The sequence below is a fragment of the Phocaeicola coprocola DSM 17136 genome, from assembly GCF_000154845.1.
Taxonomy (GTDB): domain Bacteria; phylum Bacteroidota; class Bacteroidia; order Bacteroidales; family Bacteroidaceae; genus Phocaeicola; species Phocaeicola coprocola.
This window is the reverse complement of sequence record NZ_DS981464.1, coordinates 18,786-39,746: the sequence shown is the minus strand read 5'-3', so window position 1 is coordinate 39,746 and position 20,961 is coordinate 18,786. Positions and strand designations below refer to the sequence as shown.

At 39.9% G+C, this 20,961-nt stretch carries 16 protein-coding genes and 1 pseudogene; 9 read left to right on the top strand and 8 right to left on the bottom strand.

The window, feature by feature from the left end:
- The first annotated feature begins 409 nt into the window (after positions 1–409).
- From BACCOP_RS07570 to BACCOP_RS07540, 7 genes and pseudogenes are all read left to right on the top strand, one after another.
- Positions 410–1,368: pseudogene (locus BACCOP_RS07570) on the top strand (FimB/Mfa2 family fimbrial subunit).
- A gap of 124 nt (positions 1,369–1,492) precedes the next feature.
- Complete coding sequence (locus BACCOP_RS07565) at positions 1,493–2,722, top strand: hypothetical protein (protein WP_007567884.1); 1,230 nt, start codon at positions 1,493–1,495, stop codon at positions 2,720–2,722.
- Between the two features lie 95 nt (positions 2,723–2,817).
- Complete coding sequence (locus tag BACCOP_RS07560) at positions 2,818–3,402, top strand: condensin complex protein MksE (RefSeq protein ID WP_007567882.1); 585 nt, start codon at positions 2,818–2,820, stop codon at positions 3,400–3,402.
- Entirely contained in the window at positions 3,386–7,045 is a 3,660-nt protein-coding gene (locus tag BACCOP_RS07555) for an ATP-binding protein (protein WP_007567880.1), read from the top strand. The genes BACCOP_RS07560 and BACCOP_RS07555 overlap by 17 nt, the downstream gene beginning before the upstream one ends.
- Positions 7,046–7,097: 52 nt before the next feature.
- Positions 7,098–7,496 carry a hypothetical protein gene (locus BACCOP_RS07550; protein ID WP_040311917.1) on the top strand — a complete coding sequence of 133 codons (399 nt, stop codon included), beginning with the start codon at positions 7,098–7,100 and terminating at the stop codon, positions 7,494–7,496.
- On the top strand, positions 7,496–8,797 hold the full coding sequence (locus BACCOP_RS07545) for a DUF3440 domain-containing protein (RefSeq protein WP_007567876.1): 1,302 nt from the start codon (positions 7,496–7,498) through the stop codon (positions 8,795–8,797). Before BACCOP_RS07550 ends, BACCOP_RS07545 begins: the two co-directional genes overlap by 1 nt.
- Complete coding sequence (locus tag BACCOP_RS07540; protein WP_007567874.1) at positions 8,794–9,366, top strand: IbrB-like domain-containing protein; 573 nt, start codon at positions 8,794–8,796, stop codon at positions 9,364–9,366. The genes BACCOP_RS07545 and BACCOP_RS07540 overlap by 4 nt, the downstream gene beginning before the upstream one ends.
- A gap of 205 nt (positions 9,367–9,571) precedes the next feature.
- On the opposite strand, the gene BACCOP_RS07535 is transcribed toward BACCOP_RS07540, so the two are convergent.
- Both BACCOP_RS07535 and tamL read right to left on the bottom strand, forming a co-directional pair.
- Positions 9,572–9,799: a DUF6965 family protein gene (locus tag BACCOP_RS07535; protein WP_007567872.1), complete on the bottom strand. Its 228-nt coding sequence runs from the start codon at positions 9,797–9,799 to the stop codon at positions 9,572–9,574.
- A 10-nt stretch (positions 9,800–9,809) separates the two neighbouring features.
- The gene (tamL, locus tag BACCOP_RS07530; RefSeq protein WP_007567871.1) at positions 9,810–12,128 is read right to left on the bottom strand and encodes a translocation and assembly module lipoprotein TamL; all 2,319 of its coding nucleotides are present in this window, start codon (positions 12,126–12,128) and stop codon (positions 9,810–9,812) included.
- Positions 12,129–12,235: 107 nt separating this feature from the next.
- Here tamL and BACCOP_RS07525 point away from each other — a divergent pair, with 107 nt between their 5' ends.
- Positions 12,236–13,009: a TrmH family RNA methyltransferase gene (locus BACCOP_RS07525; protein ID WP_007567870.1), complete on the top strand. Its 774-nt coding sequence runs from the start codon at positions 12,236–12,238 to the stop codon at positions 13,007–13,009.
- Here the strand turns inward: BACCOP_RS07525 and BACCOP_RS07520 are convergent.
- The 5 genes from BACCOP_RS07520 to ileS form a co-directional block, all read right to left on the bottom strand.
- Positions 13,001–13,327, bottom strand: a complete 327-nt coding sequence (locus BACCOP_RS07520) for a hypothetical protein (protein ID WP_007567869.1) — start codon at positions 13,325–13,327, stop codon at positions 13,001–13,003. The genes BACCOP_RS07525 and BACCOP_RS07520 overlap by 9 nt on opposite strands.
- Positions 13,324–14,214 carry a DUF4296 domain-containing protein gene (locus BACCOP_RS07515; RefSeq protein WP_007567868.1) on the bottom strand — a complete coding sequence of 297 codons (891 nt, stop codon included), beginning with the start codon at positions 14,212–14,214 and terminating at the stop codon, positions 13,324–13,326. The genes BACCOP_RS07520 and BACCOP_RS07515 overlap by 4 nt, the downstream gene beginning before the upstream one ends.
- Entirely contained in the window at positions 14,211–14,858 is a 648-nt protein-coding gene (locus tag BACCOP_RS07510; protein WP_007567867.1) for a lipoprotein signal peptidase, read from the bottom strand. Before BACCOP_RS07510 ends, BACCOP_RS07515 begins: the two co-directional genes overlap by 4 nt.
- 98 nt (positions 14,859–14,956) lie before the next feature.
- A complete protein-coding gene (locus BACCOP_RS07505; protein WP_007561736.1) occupies positions 14,957–15,337 on the bottom strand; it encodes a TraR/DksA family transcriptional regulator in 381 nt (126 codons plus the stop codon).
- A 121-nt stretch (positions 15,338–15,458) separates the two neighbouring features.
- Complete coding sequence (ileS, locus tag BACCOP_RS07500; protein ID WP_007567866.1) at positions 15,459–18,947, bottom strand: isoleucine--tRNA ligase; 3,489 nt, start codon at positions 18,945–18,947, stop codon at positions 15,459–15,461.
- A 261-nt stretch (positions 18,948–19,208) separates the two neighbouring features.
- Here ileS and BACCOP_RS07495 point away from each other — a divergent pair, with 261 nt between their 5' ends.
- A complete protein-coding gene (locus BACCOP_RS07495; protein ID WP_007567864.1) occupies positions 19,209–20,117 on the top strand; it encodes an AEC family transporter in 909 nt (302 codons plus the stop codon).
- A gap of 149 nt (positions 20,118–20,266) precedes the next feature.
- On the opposite strand, the gene BACCOP_RS07490 is transcribed toward BACCOP_RS07495, so the two are convergent.
- Positions 20,267–20,935, bottom strand: a complete 669-nt coding sequence (locus BACCOP_RS07490) for a bifunctional 4-hydroxy-2-oxoglutarate aldolase/2-dehydro-3-deoxy-phosphogluconate aldolase (RefSeq protein ID WP_007567863.1) — start codon at positions 20,933–20,935, stop codon at positions 20,267–20,269.
- Positions 20,936–20,961: the final 26 nt, after the last annotated feature.

Here is a 20,961-nt window from a genome sequence, read left to right as displayed (position 1 = left end):
ATCTTTTTCATACCTAATTTCCGACAAAGATACAAACTTAACTTTTTCACTGTACCTTGTTTTTCTTTAATTAAGAACCCTGTTTTGGTTACTAAAAAGCCACTAAAACAACAAAAGCCGGAATTATGTCTAAAACTTGGGCAAATCTTTCCAAAAACATCGAGATATTTTTTTAAAATTTGTACAACTTCCCCGATTTTTTTGAGCAATATTTCAAAAGTATTTGTACAAAAATTGAGAGTTTTTGCTGAATTATCTGAAAAGACTTCAACCAAGTAAAATATGCTCTTCAACAAGTTTTTGGAAATATATTGCCTTTTTTCTTCCCTATACACATTTTTTTCTTACGAAATTTCACTTTTATGAAAACATTTGCTACATTTAGTTGTTTATTATTTAAGAACAAAGTATGAAAAAAATCACTTTAGGAGCACTTACACTCTTACTCATCACGACAGCTTGTAGAGATGACAGTTATACTCTCTCTACTGAATCAACCCCCAATCTTGTTACTCCCGCTCTACATACCCGTGTGAGCGATTCTCAAAGTCCTCTCACGGGTATAGTAGAAGCTTATCCTTGCCTTCAGGGAAGCTCTATTTATTTCGGGAACTATGTAAACAATACGCTAAGCGTGTTCTATGGTTTTTACAATGTTCAGGATGGAAACATTGTAGGAGATAACAACCGAGAAGTATCGCTGCCTGTCGGCAAATATAACATTGTATATTGGAGAACTCCCAAATATGAAGAACCTATTCATACAACCCCAGCCATTGATGAACCCGGGCTATCTATTGGTTCAGACTTATCTAAATTGTATTTCGGATTGAGACAATATAATAAAGATACTACATATATTCCTGTATACGATCTGGTACCCACCAACAAGGAAGTAAATATCGGACAAGAGGATCTGGAAGCCAATATGGAACGGGTTGTAGCAGGACTCAAGGTGATTGTCAAAACAAAAAACAATGCCGTCATCAACTCTAACATTACAGATATGCAGGTTCTTATCGGTGGAATAGCTGAAAAAATCAATCTGTATACAGCCGAACCCGAAAATAAGACAAAGACTGTCAAGTTTGATCTGGTACGTTCTGTCGATAATACCGAAATGAGTAATGCAATGGTAATGGTATTTCCTTCTGCCCCAACCCCTTGCTTACACTCCTGATTACGCTGAAAGATGGTAGCGTACACACGCTATCGAAAAATCTGGAATCGACATTGGTTGCCAATACACGTCTGACAGTAAACATTGTTATCGGAGATATTTTTGCAGGGGGGGGGAGTTCCGGAAACTTCACTATCGACAACTGGAATGAATCCAGCGAAACGATTGAATTTCCAGTGGTGGATTGAAGAAAAACAAGCTCCTTTCGGGGCTCCCCTGCTCTAGAAGAAAGATAAAGGAATAAGACAAAACATAAAAAATTAGGAAAAATCCTCGCCAAGCTATAACTTTGCGAGGATTTTTTATAATATTATGTACATATTCCGTTCTATACACGAAATCATAAACACCGTCGCCGCAGCAAGAGGGCTGCTGACGGAAATGTTCGAGAAAAGAAAAATACTAAGCTTCAGATACTCCGATGCACTGGCTTTGCTGAAAGATGATGAAAACCGTCTGAAACTACTTATAGAAAAAGAAGTAATTCATCAGAACGGCAACTTTGTTGAGCTGGATGCACGGTTTATGGATTTTTTCGAACTGTTACTTGAGGCTAATGAAGAAATCAATACAGCCGTGATAGATGAAAATATCGAGTATCTTCACGAACTGATGGATTATTATCTCAAAGAACGTATCGCAACGCGTAAGGCTAGTTACGTAAGAAATATCAAAATTACTTTTCAGAAAATAGCTCGTACTACGATACGTAATATCATGAATTTGCAGACCAGCATCGACAATGCTTTCAAACATGAGCCTACCTATCAGATAAAGATTGCCAAGCTGGAAAACCTCGATAAAAAACGAATCAATATCCAGCAGCTGATTGATACGACGGAAAATCTGATATTGCACGAAGAACGACAATTCTTCCAACAAGCAACTGATGATGAGCTGAACCGGATTTTGCTGGAACTTCGCCGGGAATTACAGCTTTCAGCGCATAGTCTTATCCGGGCACAGCAGGATATCATCAATTACCTGAATCAGATTAAGAGTCAAGTGATACTGGTAGAAAAAATACGCCGGGTAAAATATTTGCAAGATCAATTTGAACTGCGTGCCAAAAGTAATCTCGCCGAAGTACTGGAACGTGAGCACTCCATTCTTTTGGAAGGAACAGCACCGTCATCATTCAAGCTTTCCATAAATTACTTGAATACCGATGAGGCACGTCCGATCATTCTGAAAGTAATGAAAAACCTCCAGCATCGCGAAACCATACGAAGCAACGAAGCTGGTGCGTTCAGCGATGAAGATCTGGCATCTCAGTCAATGTATCAGGAAACAATAAGTCTGGAAGAAACGGTCGGCAACTATATTCAGGCACAAACTGAAGCAATGTGGAAAGATGCCACTGCACAGCCAGAAGATCTGTTCTCTTTCCTGATGCGCTATCCATTCCGTCAAGAAGTCAGTGAGGAAGAACGGACTACCCTCTTTTGCCAGATTGTATCACTATACGAATCGCAGTTCCGTATCAGTGAAGAATTTGGTATTTACAAAAACTATGAATATGCTCGCATCTATCCGATATAAAGGAGGATCGCATAACAAAAAATATTTACTTTAGTTCATTCCGGTAAACATTCGGAATACATGCTAAAGTCAATCAGAAAAAATCAATAGATTATATGGAACTAACAATAAGAATACCCGATCATACAGCGGCTATTTTCGACTATTTGCAAAAAGGTCTGTTTATCAGTTCAAACAGTACAAATGAAGACGTACGCGATTTATATGATATTATAGACGATGACTTCGAAGCTCTGTCGATTTATTTTGCACAGATAGGCTATACACTGGAGCGGGGAAACGAATATTTTTATTTTTCTCGTACAGAACCTCGTGTTACACTGGAACAAAAGATTCTGCGTGCCTATTACTGGATTGATGTCCTCGACTTATTTAAAACATACGATGAAACTTTCGGACCGGGCTATCGTTTTCAGCCGGAACAGATATTGGTGGAAGCCAACATCAACGTCATGTTGCAGAACAAGCTGGACGGGATACGTAAACATTTCTCCGATAAAGATGTACGCAAAGAGGTGCTCGATAATATGATACGGCAGCTTACCCGTGACTCTTTTCTGGAACTGGAAAACGAGAAGAACAATACATATAAAGTAATGAGTTCCTGGAATTATCTGGAACGCCTGATTGAAAGTATTAACATTTACGATGACAGCCAAGACGATGAGAAACCTGAATAGAATTATATTTATAAATAGTGCAAATATTCCTTATGCCGATGATATCTATTTGGATGGGAATGTACACTTTATCGGTACACAGGGAGTAGGAAAAAGTACCGTACTTCGCTCTATCCTCTTTTTTTACAATGCAGATACACAAAAGTTGGGAATCCCAGTTGAAAAACAGAGCTATACGGAGTATTATTTCCCCTACGCCAATTCGTATATCATCTATGAAGTAGCTACTGAGAACGGAGCTTTCTGTATCCTCAGTTTCAAGTCGATGAACCGAGTAAGCTACCGTTTTATTGACTCTCCTTACCGGAAAGAGTTTTTTATCGATCCGGAAACCCGTATTGCCTATACCGGAGCCGACCGGGTACGTATGCAGCTCGATTTGCAGAACGTAGACTACTCACGTATTATTTACACTTTCGATGAATACCGGAATATTCTTTATGGCAATGGCGTTTCATCTGATATGAAGAAATATTCGCTTATGGAAAGTAAGCAGTATCAGAATATTCCTCGTACAATCCAGAATGTCTTGCTTAACTCTAAGCTGGATGCTGAATTCATCAAAAAGACAATTATTTCATCCATCAACGAAGATGAAACTGCAGTCGATCTGAATAACTACAAGGAGCATCTGAAAAATTTTGAAGTCCGTCTACGTGACATCGAAGAATTCCAAAAACGCGAAACACAAAAGCAGGCTAAAGAAATAACATTATTGTCGGCACAGGTTTCGAAACAGCAGACAGCACTGGCCCAAGGTTGCCGCGAACTGGTTTCTGCCTTTATCAAGGCTAAGGAAGCACTTCCACAATGGCAAGAAAAAAAACAACATGCGGAAAGTGAGCGCAACAAGTTGATTACTCGCCGACAAGAACTGCAAGAGCAGTCACGCCATCGCTGTGACAAATTGCAGGAAACACTTGCTGTACTAAACAATGAGCTGCAAAAGGCACAAAAGAAGGAAAAAGATTATGCTCGCCAACAAATTGAGCAGGTAATGGAGCGTTCTTCACGAAAAGAAGAATGGAAAAACCGCCGCGACGGATTACTGGAAGAACAGCGTATTCTCACTTCCCAATATACAGAGATCTCAACAAAATATAAGTCGCTTATACAGAGCCTTGATGAACAATGGAATAAAATTCATGAAGCAAAACTCAGGCAACTGGATGAGTTGAACAGCACATATAATGCACGCATTGAGGAAGGACGTCTTCGCCACGAAGCTTCTACCGAAGCATTATATCAGGAATACGAACAACTCTCACAGCAACTTCACCCTGAGAAGAGTGAAAAACAGAGTGTGCTGACAGCTATTGATTATCAGATGCAGCTTTGCCGGAAAGAGATGTTCTTCGAAACAGAACAAGAAGAACTGAAGCATCGCATACAGTCGTATACCGGCATGCATATGAGTAAAAAGAACCGCATCAACAACGCACAACTCATCATCAAGGAGATTACGCTGAAGTGGGAAGAAGAATTGCAGCACGGAACAAAAGAAAAAGATGATGCACTAACCAGACTGCAACTGGAACAGCAGCAGCTGAAGCCACGTGTTGACGAACTGGAAACGTTTTTACAAAACAGCCGCAATACATTACAGGGATGGCTCAAGGATAACAAACCAGGATGGGAGGAAAACATCGGTAAGCTTTGCGATGAGTCTATCCTCTGGCAGACAGGTTTGTCACCCCAATTGCAAGATGCAGGCGAGTCTTTCTACGGAATTTCAATTGATCTGGCTGGAATAAACCGACATATTAAATCCATCAACGATTATCAGAAAGAGAAAGAAGCCGGCACTTGTCGTCTGGAAGAAATAGCAGCAGAAACAATCCGATTGCAGAGTGAAAAAGAAGAGCTGGAAGAAACGCTGAAAAGTAAATATCAGCCGAAAATAAAAGAGCAAAAAGATATCATCGCTCTACAAGAATATGAACTGGAAAAACTGGAACGACAATATCAACAGGATATGCTCGATCTGGAAAACTGGAAGAAAAAGGCCGAAGCAGAAAGAAACCGCAAACTTCACGAACTGGAAGAGCAAAAAATGCAGGCTCATAATGAATTGCAACAGACAGAAAGCAAGCTGAATAATCTAAACAAAGAGAAATCGGACAAGCTGAACAATTTAAAGCAAGAATGGAACAAACTGTTGCAAAATCTGAACAACGAAAAAAGTGCACAGGCAGACAACATACGCAAGGAAGATAAAGAGGAACAGCAACGGATAGCTTCTGTAAAGGCTGAATACGAAAACGACATGCAAAAGGAGCTCCACACACAGGGAGCCGATACAGAACGTCTGCAAAACATTGCAGAACAATTGCAGAATATCGAACAGGAACTTCTGTTTATAAAAGACCATGCTGCACTCATCATCGAGTATCAGAAGGATAAACGCGATTTGATTGACCAAATTCCGACATGGCAACGTGAATATGACGAGCAAAAACGTTTATTAAACAACGAGAAAGAATCTTTACATAAAGAAACAGGAGCCCTGCAAAGTGAAATAGACAAGCTGAATAAATCACTGCATGAAGCAGAGGAAAATGTACGCAGCTTATCCGGCAACCTGGATGCGTACGAAAAAATTCCTGCATACGACTGGTACAAGCCTCATCAGGATATTTTCCGTTCTGAAAATGGTACGGAAACTGAAATAGCCGTTCAAAAAGGATGTATCGAACTGATTGATGAACTGGGACGCATGGAAAACCAGTACATGCAGCTTCAGAGTCGCCTGCGCAAAGAAGTAAATCTCTTTACCGGACATTTTGACGAGGACAATACGTTTAAGTTCAAAACGAAATTCAATGAAGATTGGGAATATATACGTTTTGCCGATGAATTACACGACTTTGTAGAAGAAAATAAAATCAACGAATTCGTGCGTCGCATCAACAACGAGCATTCGGACATCTTCAAACGTATCAGCATGGATACTTCCATGCTTACGGCCTCGGAAAGTGATATACAGGATCTGATAAGCAAGGTAAACAAAGGATTCCAGACATGCAATTTCGTAGGAGTAATCCAACGTATTGAAATGAAGGTAGAAGAAAGCAGCAACCGAGTGGTAAATGCTTTGAGAGCCATACAGAAATATTACAATGAACATGCTTACGACCTTACTCCGGGCACAAACTTGTTTTCCAGCGAAAACGAACAATTGGTGAAACAGGAAGCTATCGCTTTATTGCGTGATTTCATCAAAGAAATGCACGCTTACCGGTATGACAAGATCCGTCTATACGATTCGTTTGAATTACGTTTCCGCATCATAGAAAACAACAACGACACCGGTTTTGTCGAAAAGTTGTCGAATGTGGGTTCGGAAGGAACAGATATCCTGGTAAAAGCAATGATTAATATCATGCTGCTGAATGTATTCAAAGAAAGTGCTTCGCAGAAGTTTAAGGACTTCAAATTACATTGCATGATGGATGAGATCGGAAAGCTACATCCTAATAATGTAAACGGAATCCTAAAATTTGCAAACGACCGAAACATTATTCTGATTAACGGTTCACCTACGGAACTGAACCGTGACGCATATAAACACGTATATCTGCTCACTAAAGGGGCTCAAAGCAAAACCCGCATAGCCCGGCTGATCTCAGATCAGAAATTGTAAATGTTCTCTTTTTTTAATACCTTTGCTAGGTACGAAAAAGAAAAAGCAATTTATGATGCAGATACTGAAACTACAAGGAACCGACAGACAACTATACCGGCTGGTAGGCCCTTTGGTTATGAATCCGAAAGTCCTGCAATACAACAACGGATATCCGTTTAAAACCGAAGAACACTATGTATGGTATATTGCAATAGAGAAGCAAAAAGTAATGGGATTTATTCCATTAGAAATGCGTAAAAACGAACATATCATCAACAACTACTACGCTGAAGCAGAAACCCACGACTATATTCTGGATACACTGCTAAATACAGTCCTTACAGACGAGGAAGAGAGCACACAGCCTTTATCGGCTGTGGTGCAAACTCCTCATCAGGACTTGTTCGTACAGAAAGGATTTGAAATAACAAAGAGTTGGAAACTATACATAAAAATGCAGAAGGCATAATGGAAGCGACAGTTCAGGAACAAAAAAATGTCTACGAATTAACCCAGGAGCGTCTACGAGTAATATTCAACGAATTTGATAATATCTATGTGTCTTTTTCTGGAGGCAAAGACAGTGGAGTATTGCTGAACTTATGTATTGACTATATCCGCCGCAATAACCTTAAGCGGAAAATAGGTGTATTCCATATGGATTATGAGGTTCAATACAAAATGACTATCGATTTTGTAGACAGCATTCTAGAAAAGAATAAGGATTTACTTGACGTATATCGCATCTGTCTTCCGTTTCGTGTCGCAACCTCAACATCAATGTATCAGTCTTTCTGGCGTCCGTGGGATGAAGAAAAGAAAGATCTCTGGGTTCGCCAGATGCCTGAAGGTGCTATAACAATAAAAGATTTCCCCGAGTTGAAACCAGACACATGGGACTACGATTTTCAGCTTTACTTCGCACAATGGCTGCATAAAAAGAAAAAAGCTACACGTACTTGCTGTCTGGTGGGTATACGGACACAGGAAAGCTTCAGTCGCTGGCGATGTATATTCCAAGTTCCTAAGAACATTCTGTATCATAAGTATATCTGGACCTCAAAAATAGGAAATGATATTTACAATGCCTATCCTATATACGATTGGAAAACGACAGATGTATGGACAGCAAACGGTAAATTCAAATGGGACTATAACCCTTTGTACGACCTCTATTACAAGGCAGGAGTCAGTTTAGAACGGCAACGGGTAGCCAGCCCGTTTATCAGTGAGGCTATCGAAAGTCTTGCTCTTTACAGAGCCATTGATCCCGATACATGGGGAAAAATGATAGGACGCGTAAATGGGGTAAACTTTTCGGCTATTTATGGAAGCACACATGCCACGGCAAGGCAAAAAATAAAACTGCCAGAGGGATATACATGGAAATCATTTATGTACTTTTTACTATCCACACTTCCTGAAAAGACACGCAACGGCTATCTCCGGCGTTTAAACGTCAGCATTAAATTCTGGCGAACAAAGGGAGGATGCCTGAGTGACGATGTCATACAAAAACTGATAGATGCTAAAGTTCCTATAGAAATAGTAGACAAAAGCAACTACCGTACACATAAACATCCTGTAAAAATGGAATACCAGGAAGATATAGACATTCCTGAATTCAGAGAAATTCCCACATACAAACGCATGTGTATCTGCATTCTCCGAAATGACCATGCCTGCAAATACATGGGCTTCTCTCCTACAAAGGAAGAGATCAGCAAAAAAAATAAGATTATGGAAAACTACAAAAATATTTGGCGATGAGTGATAACGAAAATGAATATAAAAGTCCTGTTTATAATGTAAAAGCTGTACCAGTAGAAAAAGTAGTAGCAAATGATTATAATCCCAATGTGGTAGCTCCTCCAGAAATGAAACTGCTGGAAATATCCATTTGGGAAGATGGATTTACCATGCCGTGCGTTTGTTATTATGACAAAGAAGCAGACAAATATATTTTAGTTGATGGATTCCACCGATTTACGGTACTAAAAACCTCCAAACGTATTTATGAACGAGAAAAAGGCCTGCTTCCTGTCGTTGTGATCGATAAAGATTTGTCAAACCGCATGGGATCTACTATTCGCCATAATCGTGCACGTGGAACTCATAACATCGAACTCATGTCACACATTGTTGCCGAACTGGACAAAGCAGGAATGTCGGATCAATGGATTATGAAAAACATCGGAATGGATCGAGATGAATTGCTCCGACTGAAACAAATATCCGGTCTGGCCGAACTTTTTGCTGATGCCGACTTCAGTATTCCCCAGCCCAAGCCTGCATATATTCCAATACCGGAAAATGACGATGAAGTAAAATCTGAATAAATTAACCCGCTCTTAAATACAATAAATCATACGTGTAATAAAATAGCCCTGTCATCTTTCATTGGAGTACATCCTGAATGTTTTATACCTAAGATGTAAACTTCCTAGTAATGACAGGGCCATTTTATTGTAGACAGAACAGTCAGGTTCAAATTGAGAGTTCCTCTTTATTGAACTAAACTTAGATAGACTTGTACTCTCCTTTTCAGCTTTCAAGTTTTGCCTTAATATTTTCCAGTAGAATCAGGCATCCCTGCATTTTAGGATTTTCAAAACAAGCTTCAGCCTGATCGAATAAACGTGCTACTGTTTCTTTCAGATTAGGTATATTAGTTGCTTTATCTACTTGTAAACCTTGAGGTAAATCTTGATTAGCAAACCAATCTTTCAAGGCTTTCAGTTCTTCTTTCTTATAAATTTTTCTTTCTTCCATATGATAATGATTAAAACGGATATCCCACAGCAAAATGAAATGCAAAATCGCGTTTGAAGTCAGGAGATATAATGGGGTAACGGTCACGACCAGTATACATCGGATTGACAGCCTTCATACCTCCATCGAAACGTAAAATCAAGAAGTCCAGATCGAAACGTATTCCCAATCCATAAGATACGGCAAGTTGCTTATAAAAACGATTAAACTTGAATACTCCTTCCGACTGTATTCCCTGATTCCGTATATTCCAAACGTTTCCGGCATCAATAAACGCTGCTCCATTCAACTTCCAGAATAAAAATGTCCGGTACTCCAAATTCAGGTCCAACTTAATATCTCCCGTATGGTTGACATAATCTATCGTGTTTCCATCCCCACGATAAGAACCTGGTCCTAAAGAACGTACCCGCCAGCCACGTACACTATTAGCACCTCCGGAAAAATATAACTTTTCGAAAGGTAAACTCTTAGAATTCCCATAAGGAACCGCAACTCCTAATCCGGCATGAAATACCAGCGAATTGCGCTCATCGATAACGAAGTTTTTTGCATAATCTATGTCAGCCTTCACGTACTGTGCAAAATCTATATTAGCCAACTGATATGCTTCGCCGTATCGTGGTTTTTTATTTATCAAACGCGAAAAGGCATACAACAAATTACCAGCTTCTTCTATATTAAAGCGCACAGAATACGAATTACGGTTTGCCGTAGTCATCGTATTTCCTCCAGCACTATTATAAGTATAAGTATATCCCAAGCGCACAATGAACAAATCTTCGTAACTATGTCTCAGCAATGGATTAACCTCATCCATACGATCCAGATAATCGTCGAATGTAGGTGAGGTATAGGGCATATAAATATAATTTATATCCAGCAAGTCAAAACGATGATTAGCCTTTCCTCTCCGTGTCCAACGATAGCTCCAGGCAGCAGAAGCTAAAGTACGCTCAAATTCCGGACGAATCTGCCAATTATATTTTATACTGACCTCTGAAGTCGCTTTAATACGTTTTTTAAAGTCGGAAGACAGAAACGGGAACATAAATTCAGGGAAATTCAAACTGCTCTCCACACCGTATTCCATATAGTTACTGCTAGTATATCCTTCCAGTCCACTCACAGCTTCATATGCTCCCCTCAATTTAATTGTAAAAGTCTCAGAACCTTTAAACAGGTTACGATGCGTATATGAAGCCGACGCTGCTGCTCCCAAATCACCAGCAGAGTTTGTTCCTTCTATTTCGAAAGACAATGATTTATTTTTATTTCTTGACAATGTGATATAAGCATCCAGGTATGCTGAATCATTTTCTATCACTTCGTTGAAACGAATATTCGAATACTTCAAGATAGACAAACGGGACAGCGCAGAGTAAGTATTTTGTACACTCCTGCTTCTATACAAGTTTCCGGGTATCAGAAAGTTATAATCAGAAATTACTTTCGGACGCAGAAACAGCTTGTCTTTATAAAACAAACTGACATCTCCCGAACGCACAGAATCAAAACTTTGGAGTGCTTGTGCAGAAGGTACAGTAAAATCCGCATCCAATATATAATTGACATTCCGTATCCGATACTGGCGGTGTTCTTCCGGCATATCTTCCTTACGAATTTGAAATGAGGCCAGCTCCATTGTAAGGTCAACTTTATGGGTATTCAGCATCGTATCTGCCTGAAATGTGATAAAATCCTTATTAAAACGATAATATCCCCTGTTCTGCAAATATTGGGTTATACGTTGTCTTTCCTCATCCAGTACATTTACATCGAACCGCATTCCTTCGTGCAGTAATGTCTGTGCTGAATCTGCTTCCAAATAACTACGTATCTTACTATCTGCAATATCATAAGCTATATTATTTATGATATACGGTGATCCCGAGTGAATATCATAGGAAACCTTCATACGTTTGCCCTTCGCTTCTTCCTTCAAGTCGACAACCGCTCCCATATATCCCATATTACGCACAGCTTTTTCTATTTCCTGCTGTGTTTCTTGAGCCGCATCTTTACTGTATATTACAGGCGCATCTCCCAGTTTACGCCAAAAACGGTTTATCCATTTTGTAGAGTCCATGCCCGAAGCACTATAAATATATAAAGGGAATCTGAATAAACTGAACCATTTAGCATTAGGCGACTGACGTACGTACTGATTCATCTGAGATGATTTTATCTCTTTATTATCCGACTCTATTTTTACGTCATCCAATAAATATCCTCCTTCTGGAATAAATTTATTGACAGAACAGCCTGGCAGTAGCAGGACAATAAGCGTAAAACAAATATAGATATGTAAAAGAGTCGTTTTCTTCATCTCAAAACAAGGCGATATATGCAGAATTATATGCAAAGATAGGCAATAATTAAAAATATCTTCTTAGCTTTGTCAGTGAATATTTGTTATTTTATACACAAATACCCATGCTAAGTAAAAATAAAATTAAATATATCCGTTCGCTGGAATTAAAAAAGAACCGGAAAGAAGAACATGCCTTTCTGGCAGAAGGGAACAAGTTAGTAAACGATTTAATCAACCACTTTTCATGCCAGTTGCTGGTTGCTACCAAAGAATGGCTGCAAAGTCATCCCCATCTGCAAGCAGCCGAAATAATAGAAGTTACTCATGAAGAACTTTCACGAGCCAGTCTGCTAAAAACCCCGCAGGAAGTTCTTGCCGTTTTCGAGCAACCTCATTACGAATTCGATGCAAACGTAACAGAACAATCTTTATGTTTGGCCTTAGATGATGTACAAGATCCCGGAAATTTAGGAACAATCATCCGCATTGCCGACTGGTTTGGAATAGAGCATATCTTCTGTTCTTCCGGAACTGCTGATGTATACAATCCTAAAACCATACAAGCTACAATGGGAGCAATAGCACGTGTCAAATTGCATTATTGCAATTTACCTGATTTTTTAAAAAGTGCTTCTCAAAAGAATACCCCTATTTTTGGAACATTTCTTGATGGAGAAAATATATATACCCAAGAATTACCTGCCAATGGAATTATCATCATGGGGAATGAAGGCAATGGCATAAGCAAACAAATAGCAGAAATGGTTACTCACCGCATACTCATTCCCAATTACCCGCAAGGATGTGAAACAAGTGAATCATTGAATGTTGCAGTAGCTACTGCCATTGTCTGCGCTGAATTCAGGAGAAGAACTGCGTGGTCATCCTCACTTTAATAACGTAATACGACTATTTCCGGCAAATTCCATTAAAGAAACATTAAACGGATATATCCAGTATGCACGGAGAGCAGCTTCACAAACAGGAATTTTGCTTATACGCATTTTGAATTCAGAAAAATTCTCTTCCGGATTTTTCCATATCGGACAAGGAGAAAGTACGACCAATCCGGGAAGCCATTCGGTAGCAGAGATTTCTTCCGTAAACGGATAAAGCTTGCTTACTCTTCCATCTTCTTCAAGCTCTAAAACTTGGGAAGATTTTATTTCGGCTGTAAGCAAGCTATATACTCTGTGCGTAGCAAAACGTTTCATTTCCGATTTTCAATTTTTCTCATGGGCTGCATGATTGCTTTCTCCTGAAGTCTTACCTTCTTGCTCTCTGTATCCGGAAGGTCAACTTTTTGAATAGTATCGGCAACCAGCTCTTGTTCTTTCTCCATATTATGATAACGGGTCAGATGAATATCGTCAATCAGCACACTACTCTTAGGATTTTTCTCATCTGTGTAATATACAAACCCACTGATACTACGAATGGTGAAAGCAGAATCGGCGCGGACATACAAACGCTGTTTACCTGAACTAGATACTATACGAGTCAGCCCTTGCACACTATCATTGTCAAAGTAAAAGTTCAATGCCATTACAGCTTTTCCAGAAGGACGTCCATTTTCCGGCATAAAATGAAAATCAGCAGTCAGCTCCATTGCATCGTGCGGCTTGAAGGTTGTGTCAGCTTTCAAATCAAACATCAGTTTATTTGTCAGAACTGAAGCAGAAAGCCAATATAATGTCCGGTCTTGCCATACATCTACTGTATCTCCCGACATAGAAACATCAATCTGGTTATCACGTTTAGCTACCTGCACCTTCATATGTTTCTCTTCATTTTCAAAACGCTTTTGCAGGTTTTGATAAATCGTTGCCAGCTGGTCACTATTACGAGTATACCACACCATAGACGAGTCAAACTCCTCTTCCGTCACATGATGCTTCTGAAAAACATACTTAAAATAAGCGTCTTTTTTGTAGTTTTCCGTATACGAAACAGAGCTACTCATCGTAGAAGCTAAATGATAATCGTACAGCAGACTTTCCATTGCATCCGGCTGGATAATATCTTCCGGAATCTTCTTGCCACAACCTGCCATACCTGACAGAAAAGCAGCAACTAACAACCAACTAGCTTGTTTTTTCATTGTTTTATTTCTTTGGAGTCTTTAGGATGAGTACCATTGCTCAGATAACTGCTATAAAAAATAAGCAAGCTGATAATGCCACAACTAATTGCTGCATCGGCAAAATTAAAGATCGGGCTAAAGAATATGAAACGTTCTCCTCCCCAGAAAGGCATCCATTTCGGCCAGTGAGTATCAATGATAGGGAAGTAAAACATATCCACCACTCTGCCATGAAGCCAGTCGGCGTAACCTTGCCCTACAGGAACCCATGACGCAATCTGATAATGAGTGCTCTCACTGAATATTTCACCATAACAAACACAGTCGATGATATTACCTATTGCCCCTGCAAGAATAAATGCCAGACACACGACGTAACCGGTTTTCAGCTTCTCCTTCTGAGTCGTAATTTTATGCAGATACCAGGTAATTAATACGACAGCCACGATACGGAATAAAGTAAGAAACAATTTCGGCAGTACTTCCATGCCGAAAGCCATTCCGTTGTTTTCCGTAAAGTATATATAAAACCAGTCAGTTACATGGATATTCTCATGCAGATACATATGAGTTTTTATCCATATCTTTATTACCTGATCAATCAGCAAAACCGCAAAAACTATCAAAGCCGCCAGGCGTCCTTGTGTCAAAAATTTCTTCATAAATACCTATATACATTAACATATTTGTCACTCAGACAGGCATAATATGGTCTCTCTCCACTCATTTTACCTGTCTGAATGACAAATCTATCATCAAATTATTTCTTGCCCTGCTGCTTTGCTTCGATACTTAGTGTAGCATGAGGTACAGCACGGAGTCTTTCTGCCGGAATAAGTTTTCCTGTTTCACGACAGATACCGTAAGTTTTGTTCTCAATGCGCACCAAAGCTGCACGCAGGTTTTGAATAAACTTCAGTTGGCGAGCAGCCAGACGAGTTGTTTCTTCCTTCGATAATGTATTGGCTCCTTCTTCCAAAACCTTGTAAGTAGGTGATGTATCATCAGTATCATTACCGTCGGTATTCATTATACTGCTCTTCAGTTTTTCATAGTCGCGTTCTGCGAGCTGAAGTTTTTCCATGATAATGGCACGGAACTCCTCGAGTTCAGCGTCAGAGTATCTCGTTTTTTCAGCCATAAGATTAAGTATTTAAAAGTTAATAATAGTCTAAGATATGTAATCCGCTGCGCTTGTCACTTCCGAAAAAGAATTTTCTTTAGCAAGTAGCGTAGCGCATTACATTCTTATTAGTTCAATATCACAATTTTGTAACTTTCACATAAAGTGAGAAGTCATCGAAATTCAGTTCTGTTCCATCAGCAACTTCATCAGCCAGTGTCAGTGAATTTGCCAATACTTGGTTACAAATATAAGTATTATATTCGTTTACAGCACCATCCGTGTCAGGATTTTTAGATAAGACAATATTTATCTTATCAGTTATTTCAAAACCACTACTTTTACGTATATTCTGAATTCTGTTCACCAGTTCACGGGCAATACCTTCACGCTTCAACTCTTCTGTAACAGTTACTTCCAAAGCCACAGTCAGCTTACCTTCATTGGCAACCAACCAACCTGGTATATCTTCACTGAATATTTCTACATCAGTAGCTTCTACAACTGCTTCTCCACCATCGAGCTGGAATGTATACTTACCGTTCTTTTCAAGTTCAGCAATAGCCTCCTGACTCATTTCAGAAACAGCAGCTGCCACAGCTTTCATCTGTTTACCAAATTTCGGACCAAGTTTCTTGAAGTCACATTTTACCTTCTTCACCAATACTCCTGAAGCACCTTCCACAAAGCGAACTTCTTTCACGTTCACCTCGCTCATGATAAGATCCTTCACAGCTTCGATATGACGCTTCTGATCTTCATCAACTACCGGGATCATAATACATTGCAGCGGCTGACGAACCTTGATATTCACTTTACGACGCAAAGCCAATACCATAGATGTTACATCTTGTGCCATCTGCATACGTGCCTCAAGTTCTGTATTAATCAGGCTCTCGTCTGCAACCGGGAAGTTAGCAAGGTGTACAGAAACGACATTATCACGTCCTGTCACACTAATTAAGTCCATATACAAACGGTCTGCATAGAACGGAGCAATCGGCGCCATCAATTTGGCAACAGTTTCCAGACAGGTATAAAGAGTCTGGTAAGCAGAAAGCTTGTCAGCCGACATACTGCTTCCCCAGAAACGTTTACGGTTCAAACGAACATACCAGTTACTCAAATTGTCGTTTACGAAGTCAGTAATCAAACGGCCAGCCTTAGTCGGTTCGTAATCGTTATAGCAAGCATCTACATCCTTAATCAAAGAATTGAGTAAAGACAATATCCAACGATCGATTTCTGGACGTTCAACAACCGGAACATCAGCTTCTGCATATGTAAATCCGTCAACATTTGCATACAATGCAAAGAACGAATATGTATTATACAATGTACCAAAGAACTTACGACGCACTTCGTCTACTCCATCTGTATCGAATTTCAAGTTATCCCATGGTGATGAGTTGGTTATCATATACCAACGCAACGGATCTGAACCGAATTTTTCGATAGCACCGAACGGATCGACAGCATTACCCAAACGTTTGGACATCTTGTTTCCATTCTTATCGAGCACAAGACCATTAGAGATTACATTCTTGTAAGCCACGCTGTCGAATACCATCGTAGCGATAGCATGCAGAGTAAAGAACCATCCACGAGTTTGGTCCACACCTTCAGCGATAAAGTCGGCAGGATAATAAGAACGGTTATCAACGATTTCCTTGTTTTCGAACGGATAATGCAACTGAGCATAAGGCATTGCACCTGAATCGAACCAAACGTCTATCAAATCGCTTTCACGCTTCATCGGCTTGCCACTGGCAGAAACCAATACGATGTCATCTACATACGGACGATGCAAATCAATCTTATCATAGTTTTCCTTACTATACTCACCCGGAACGAAACCAAGTTTCTTATAAGGATTCTCTGCCATAAATCCGGCAGCAACAGATTTTTCGATTTCATTGTAGAGTTCTTCTACCGAACCAATACAAAGTTCTTCTCCTTCTTCACTGCGCCAGATAGGAAGCGGAGTTCCCCAATAACGAGAACGGCTCAAGTTCCAGTCATTCAAGTTTTCCAGCCATTTACCGAAACGTCCTGTTCCAGTAGATTCCGGTTTCCAGTTGATAGTTTTGTTTAATTCTATCATGCGGTCTTTGGCTGCAGTAGAACGGATAAACCAGCTGTCGAGTGGATAATAAAGCACCGGCTTATCAGTACGCCAGCAGTGTGGGTAATTGTGCACATGCTTCTCCATCTTGAATGCAAGTCCAGATTGTTTCAGCATCATGCAAATATATACATCTAATGATTCAGCAGCCTGAGCAGCTTTTTCATCATACTTGCCATCCACAGTAAACTGAGGATCGTATGCATTCTTCACCCAGCGTCCCTGATATTCCTTGTATTTTTCTACATCGATACATTCGTTTACAAATGTTTCGTCCAGTTCATCCATCAGATAGAACTTACCGGTCAGATCAACCATTGGGCGTGTTTCACCCTTCTTGTTAATCATAAACAGCGAAGGAATACCTGCTGCACGAGCTACATTAGCGTCGTCTGCACCAAAAGTAGGAGCAATATGTACGATACCAGTACCGTCTTCGGTAGTTACATAGTCACCCGGAATTACGCGGAAAGCCTTGTCAGAAGCTTCTTTCCAACTTCCGTCTTCCGCTGTTTCAACTGGTTTCACCCACGGAATAAGCTGTTCATATTCCATGCCGACCAGATCTGTTCCTTTATACTCACCTACTACTTTGAAAGGAATCAGCTTGTCGCCAGGTTTATAATCTTCCAGCGCCATGCCTTCTGCTTTTTTATTGAAATGAGCATAAAGCAGCGGCTTTGCAAGCACTACGGTTATCTTCTCTCCATTATATGCATTGTAAGTCTGTACAGCTACATAATCAATCTTCGGACCCACACACAGAGCTGTATTCGAAGGCAATGTCCACGGAGTAGTTGTCCATGCGATGAAATAAGGTGTGCCCCACTCTGCCATCTCAGGCTTTGGATTTTTCATCTTGAACTGACCTACTACAGTCAGATCCTTCACATCACGATAACATCCCGGCTGATTCAGCTCGTGAGAGCTCAAGCCTGTACCTGCGGCAGGTGAATATGGCTGAATGGTATAGCCTTTATACAACAATCCTTTGCCATAAAGCTGTTTGAGCAGCCACCACAATGTTTCGATATAACGGTTATCGTAAGTAATATATGGATTTTCGAGGTCCACCCAGTATCCCATCTTATGAGTCAGGTCAGTCCATTCTTTTGTAAACTTCATGACATCTGTACGGCAGTGTTTATTATATTCTGCCACAGAAATGGTTTTACCGATATCCTCTTTCGTAATGCCCAAAGCTTTTTCTACGCCCAGTTCTACCGGCAAGCCGTGGGTATCCCAGCCAGCCTTACGCTTAACCTGAAAACCTTTCATCGTTTTGAAGCGACAGAATGTATCCTTAATGGTACGAGCCATCACGTGGTGAATACCCGGCATACCATTTGCCGAGGGAGGACCTTCGTAAAATACGAAAGACGGATGTCCCTCACGTTCTGTCATACTGCGGGAGAAAACATCATTTTCATCCCATTTCTTCAGCACTTCCTTGTTCACCTCAGAAAGGTTGAGCTGCGAATACTCAGTAAATTTTTTGCTCATAATTATGTTGTTTTTATCTTGCTTCTTTTTATCACCAGGACATATCTGCCCTAAAATTAGGTTGCAAATTTATAAGAAAATTAGATATATGGAAAACTTTTTAAACTAATATTCACATAAACAAGATTACAGTCCTACTCCGGTTTCATCCAAATTTATTTTCAGCAACAAAAGAAAACAGGCGAAACAATGAGTAGAAATAATACTTAACTTTGCCTGGTTTCTCACAGAACCAGATAAACACAAAAAACAAACAAGCATATGAACGCAATCGTAACGCAAATGATTATCCTCTTCATACTGGTGGTCGTCGGATATATCATAAGCAAGAAAAAAATGATGGATGCGGATTTCGACCGCAAATTATCTGTTTTTGTCATCAATGTAGCATGTCCCTGTCTGATACTTTCATCGGTAATGGGCGACACTCTTCCCGACAAGCATTTTATAATACCTTTACTTATTGTCGGATTTGCTACTTATGTAATCCTGATAGGCGCCGGCTTTCTGCTGCCACACTATCTTCCCATAAAGGCAACCGACCGAGGTATCTATAGTTTTATGCTGGCCTTTGGGAATGTAGGATTTATCGGCTACCCTATTGTAGCCTCTATTTTCGGAGCTAATGCTGTATTCTACGCCAGCATTCTTAATTTTCCCAGCACCTTGCTGATATTTGTTTTCGGTACACTTTTTATTTCGGGTGATCAAGGGAAAATGAAATTTAAATGGGATACATTATATTGTCCTGCCATGATAGCCTCGTATCTTTCCATCCTGATCGTAGCTACCGGATGGATTCCTCCCAAAGTTATCAGTACGCCGCTTACTTTACTTGGAAATATGACCGTTCCTTCTGCTCTGCTTATCATTGGCTCTTCCATAGCACAGATACCTATCCGCCGAATGTTAGGTACGTCCAATATCTATATAACAGCAATCTTACGCCTGTTCGCAATTCCTCTTTTCATTTTATACCTATCACGGCTATACCATGTCGAACCAACCATTGCCAATATAAATGTAATACTGGCAGCCATGCCCGTTGCTTCTTATGGAACATTATTTTGTATACAATATGAAAAAGGAGAAACTATCATGGCACAAGGTACATTTATAACAACACTGCTATCAGTTTTAACGATACCGCTTCTTACCCTCTTTCTATAAAAAAGTTATCATTTACTGAAAAAAGAAGATTACTTTAATTATCAAAACAAGACATAAAAAAATGAGAAAGCATCGCAAAGTATGCGCTCACACTTCGCGATGCTTCTCACTTTATACACCTTTAAACAAAATGAACTTTTAGTTCTTTATTACTTACGAGCTTCTGCAATATATCCTAAAGCTTCCTTACATTTTTCTGTAACGTAAGCCCAGTCTTCTGCAGCAACTTTATCTTTAGGGAACAATTTAGAACCCATTCCCACACAGAATACACCTGCCTTAATCCAAGAAGTCAGATTTTCCTGAGTAGGTTCTACTCCACCTGTAACCATCAGCTTAGACCATGGCATCGGAGCAAGCATACCTTTTACCAGCTTCGGACCAAGAACATCACCCGGGAAGATTTTACACAAATCACATCCCAGTTCCTGAGCGAAACCAACTTCTGATACGCTTCCGCAACCCGGAGTATAAGCTACAAGGCGACGGTTACATACTTTTGCAATTTCGGGGTTGAACAATGGACCAACTACAAAGTTAGCTCCCAGCTGAATGTACAAAGCAGCAGTAGCAGGATCAACAACAGAACCTACTCCCATTGCCATTTCCGGACATTCTTTTGCTGCAAATTTTACAACTTCAGCAAATACTTCGTGAGCAAAGTCACCACGGTTTGTAAATTCGAAAGCACGAACACCACCGTCATAACAAGCCTTAACTACTTTTTTTGCGATTTCTGCATCCTTATGATAAAATACAGGAACCATACCTGTTGAACCAATCTTGTTCAACACCGCGATTTTGTCAAATTTTGCCATTTTATTTATAACCTAATATTTCCTTA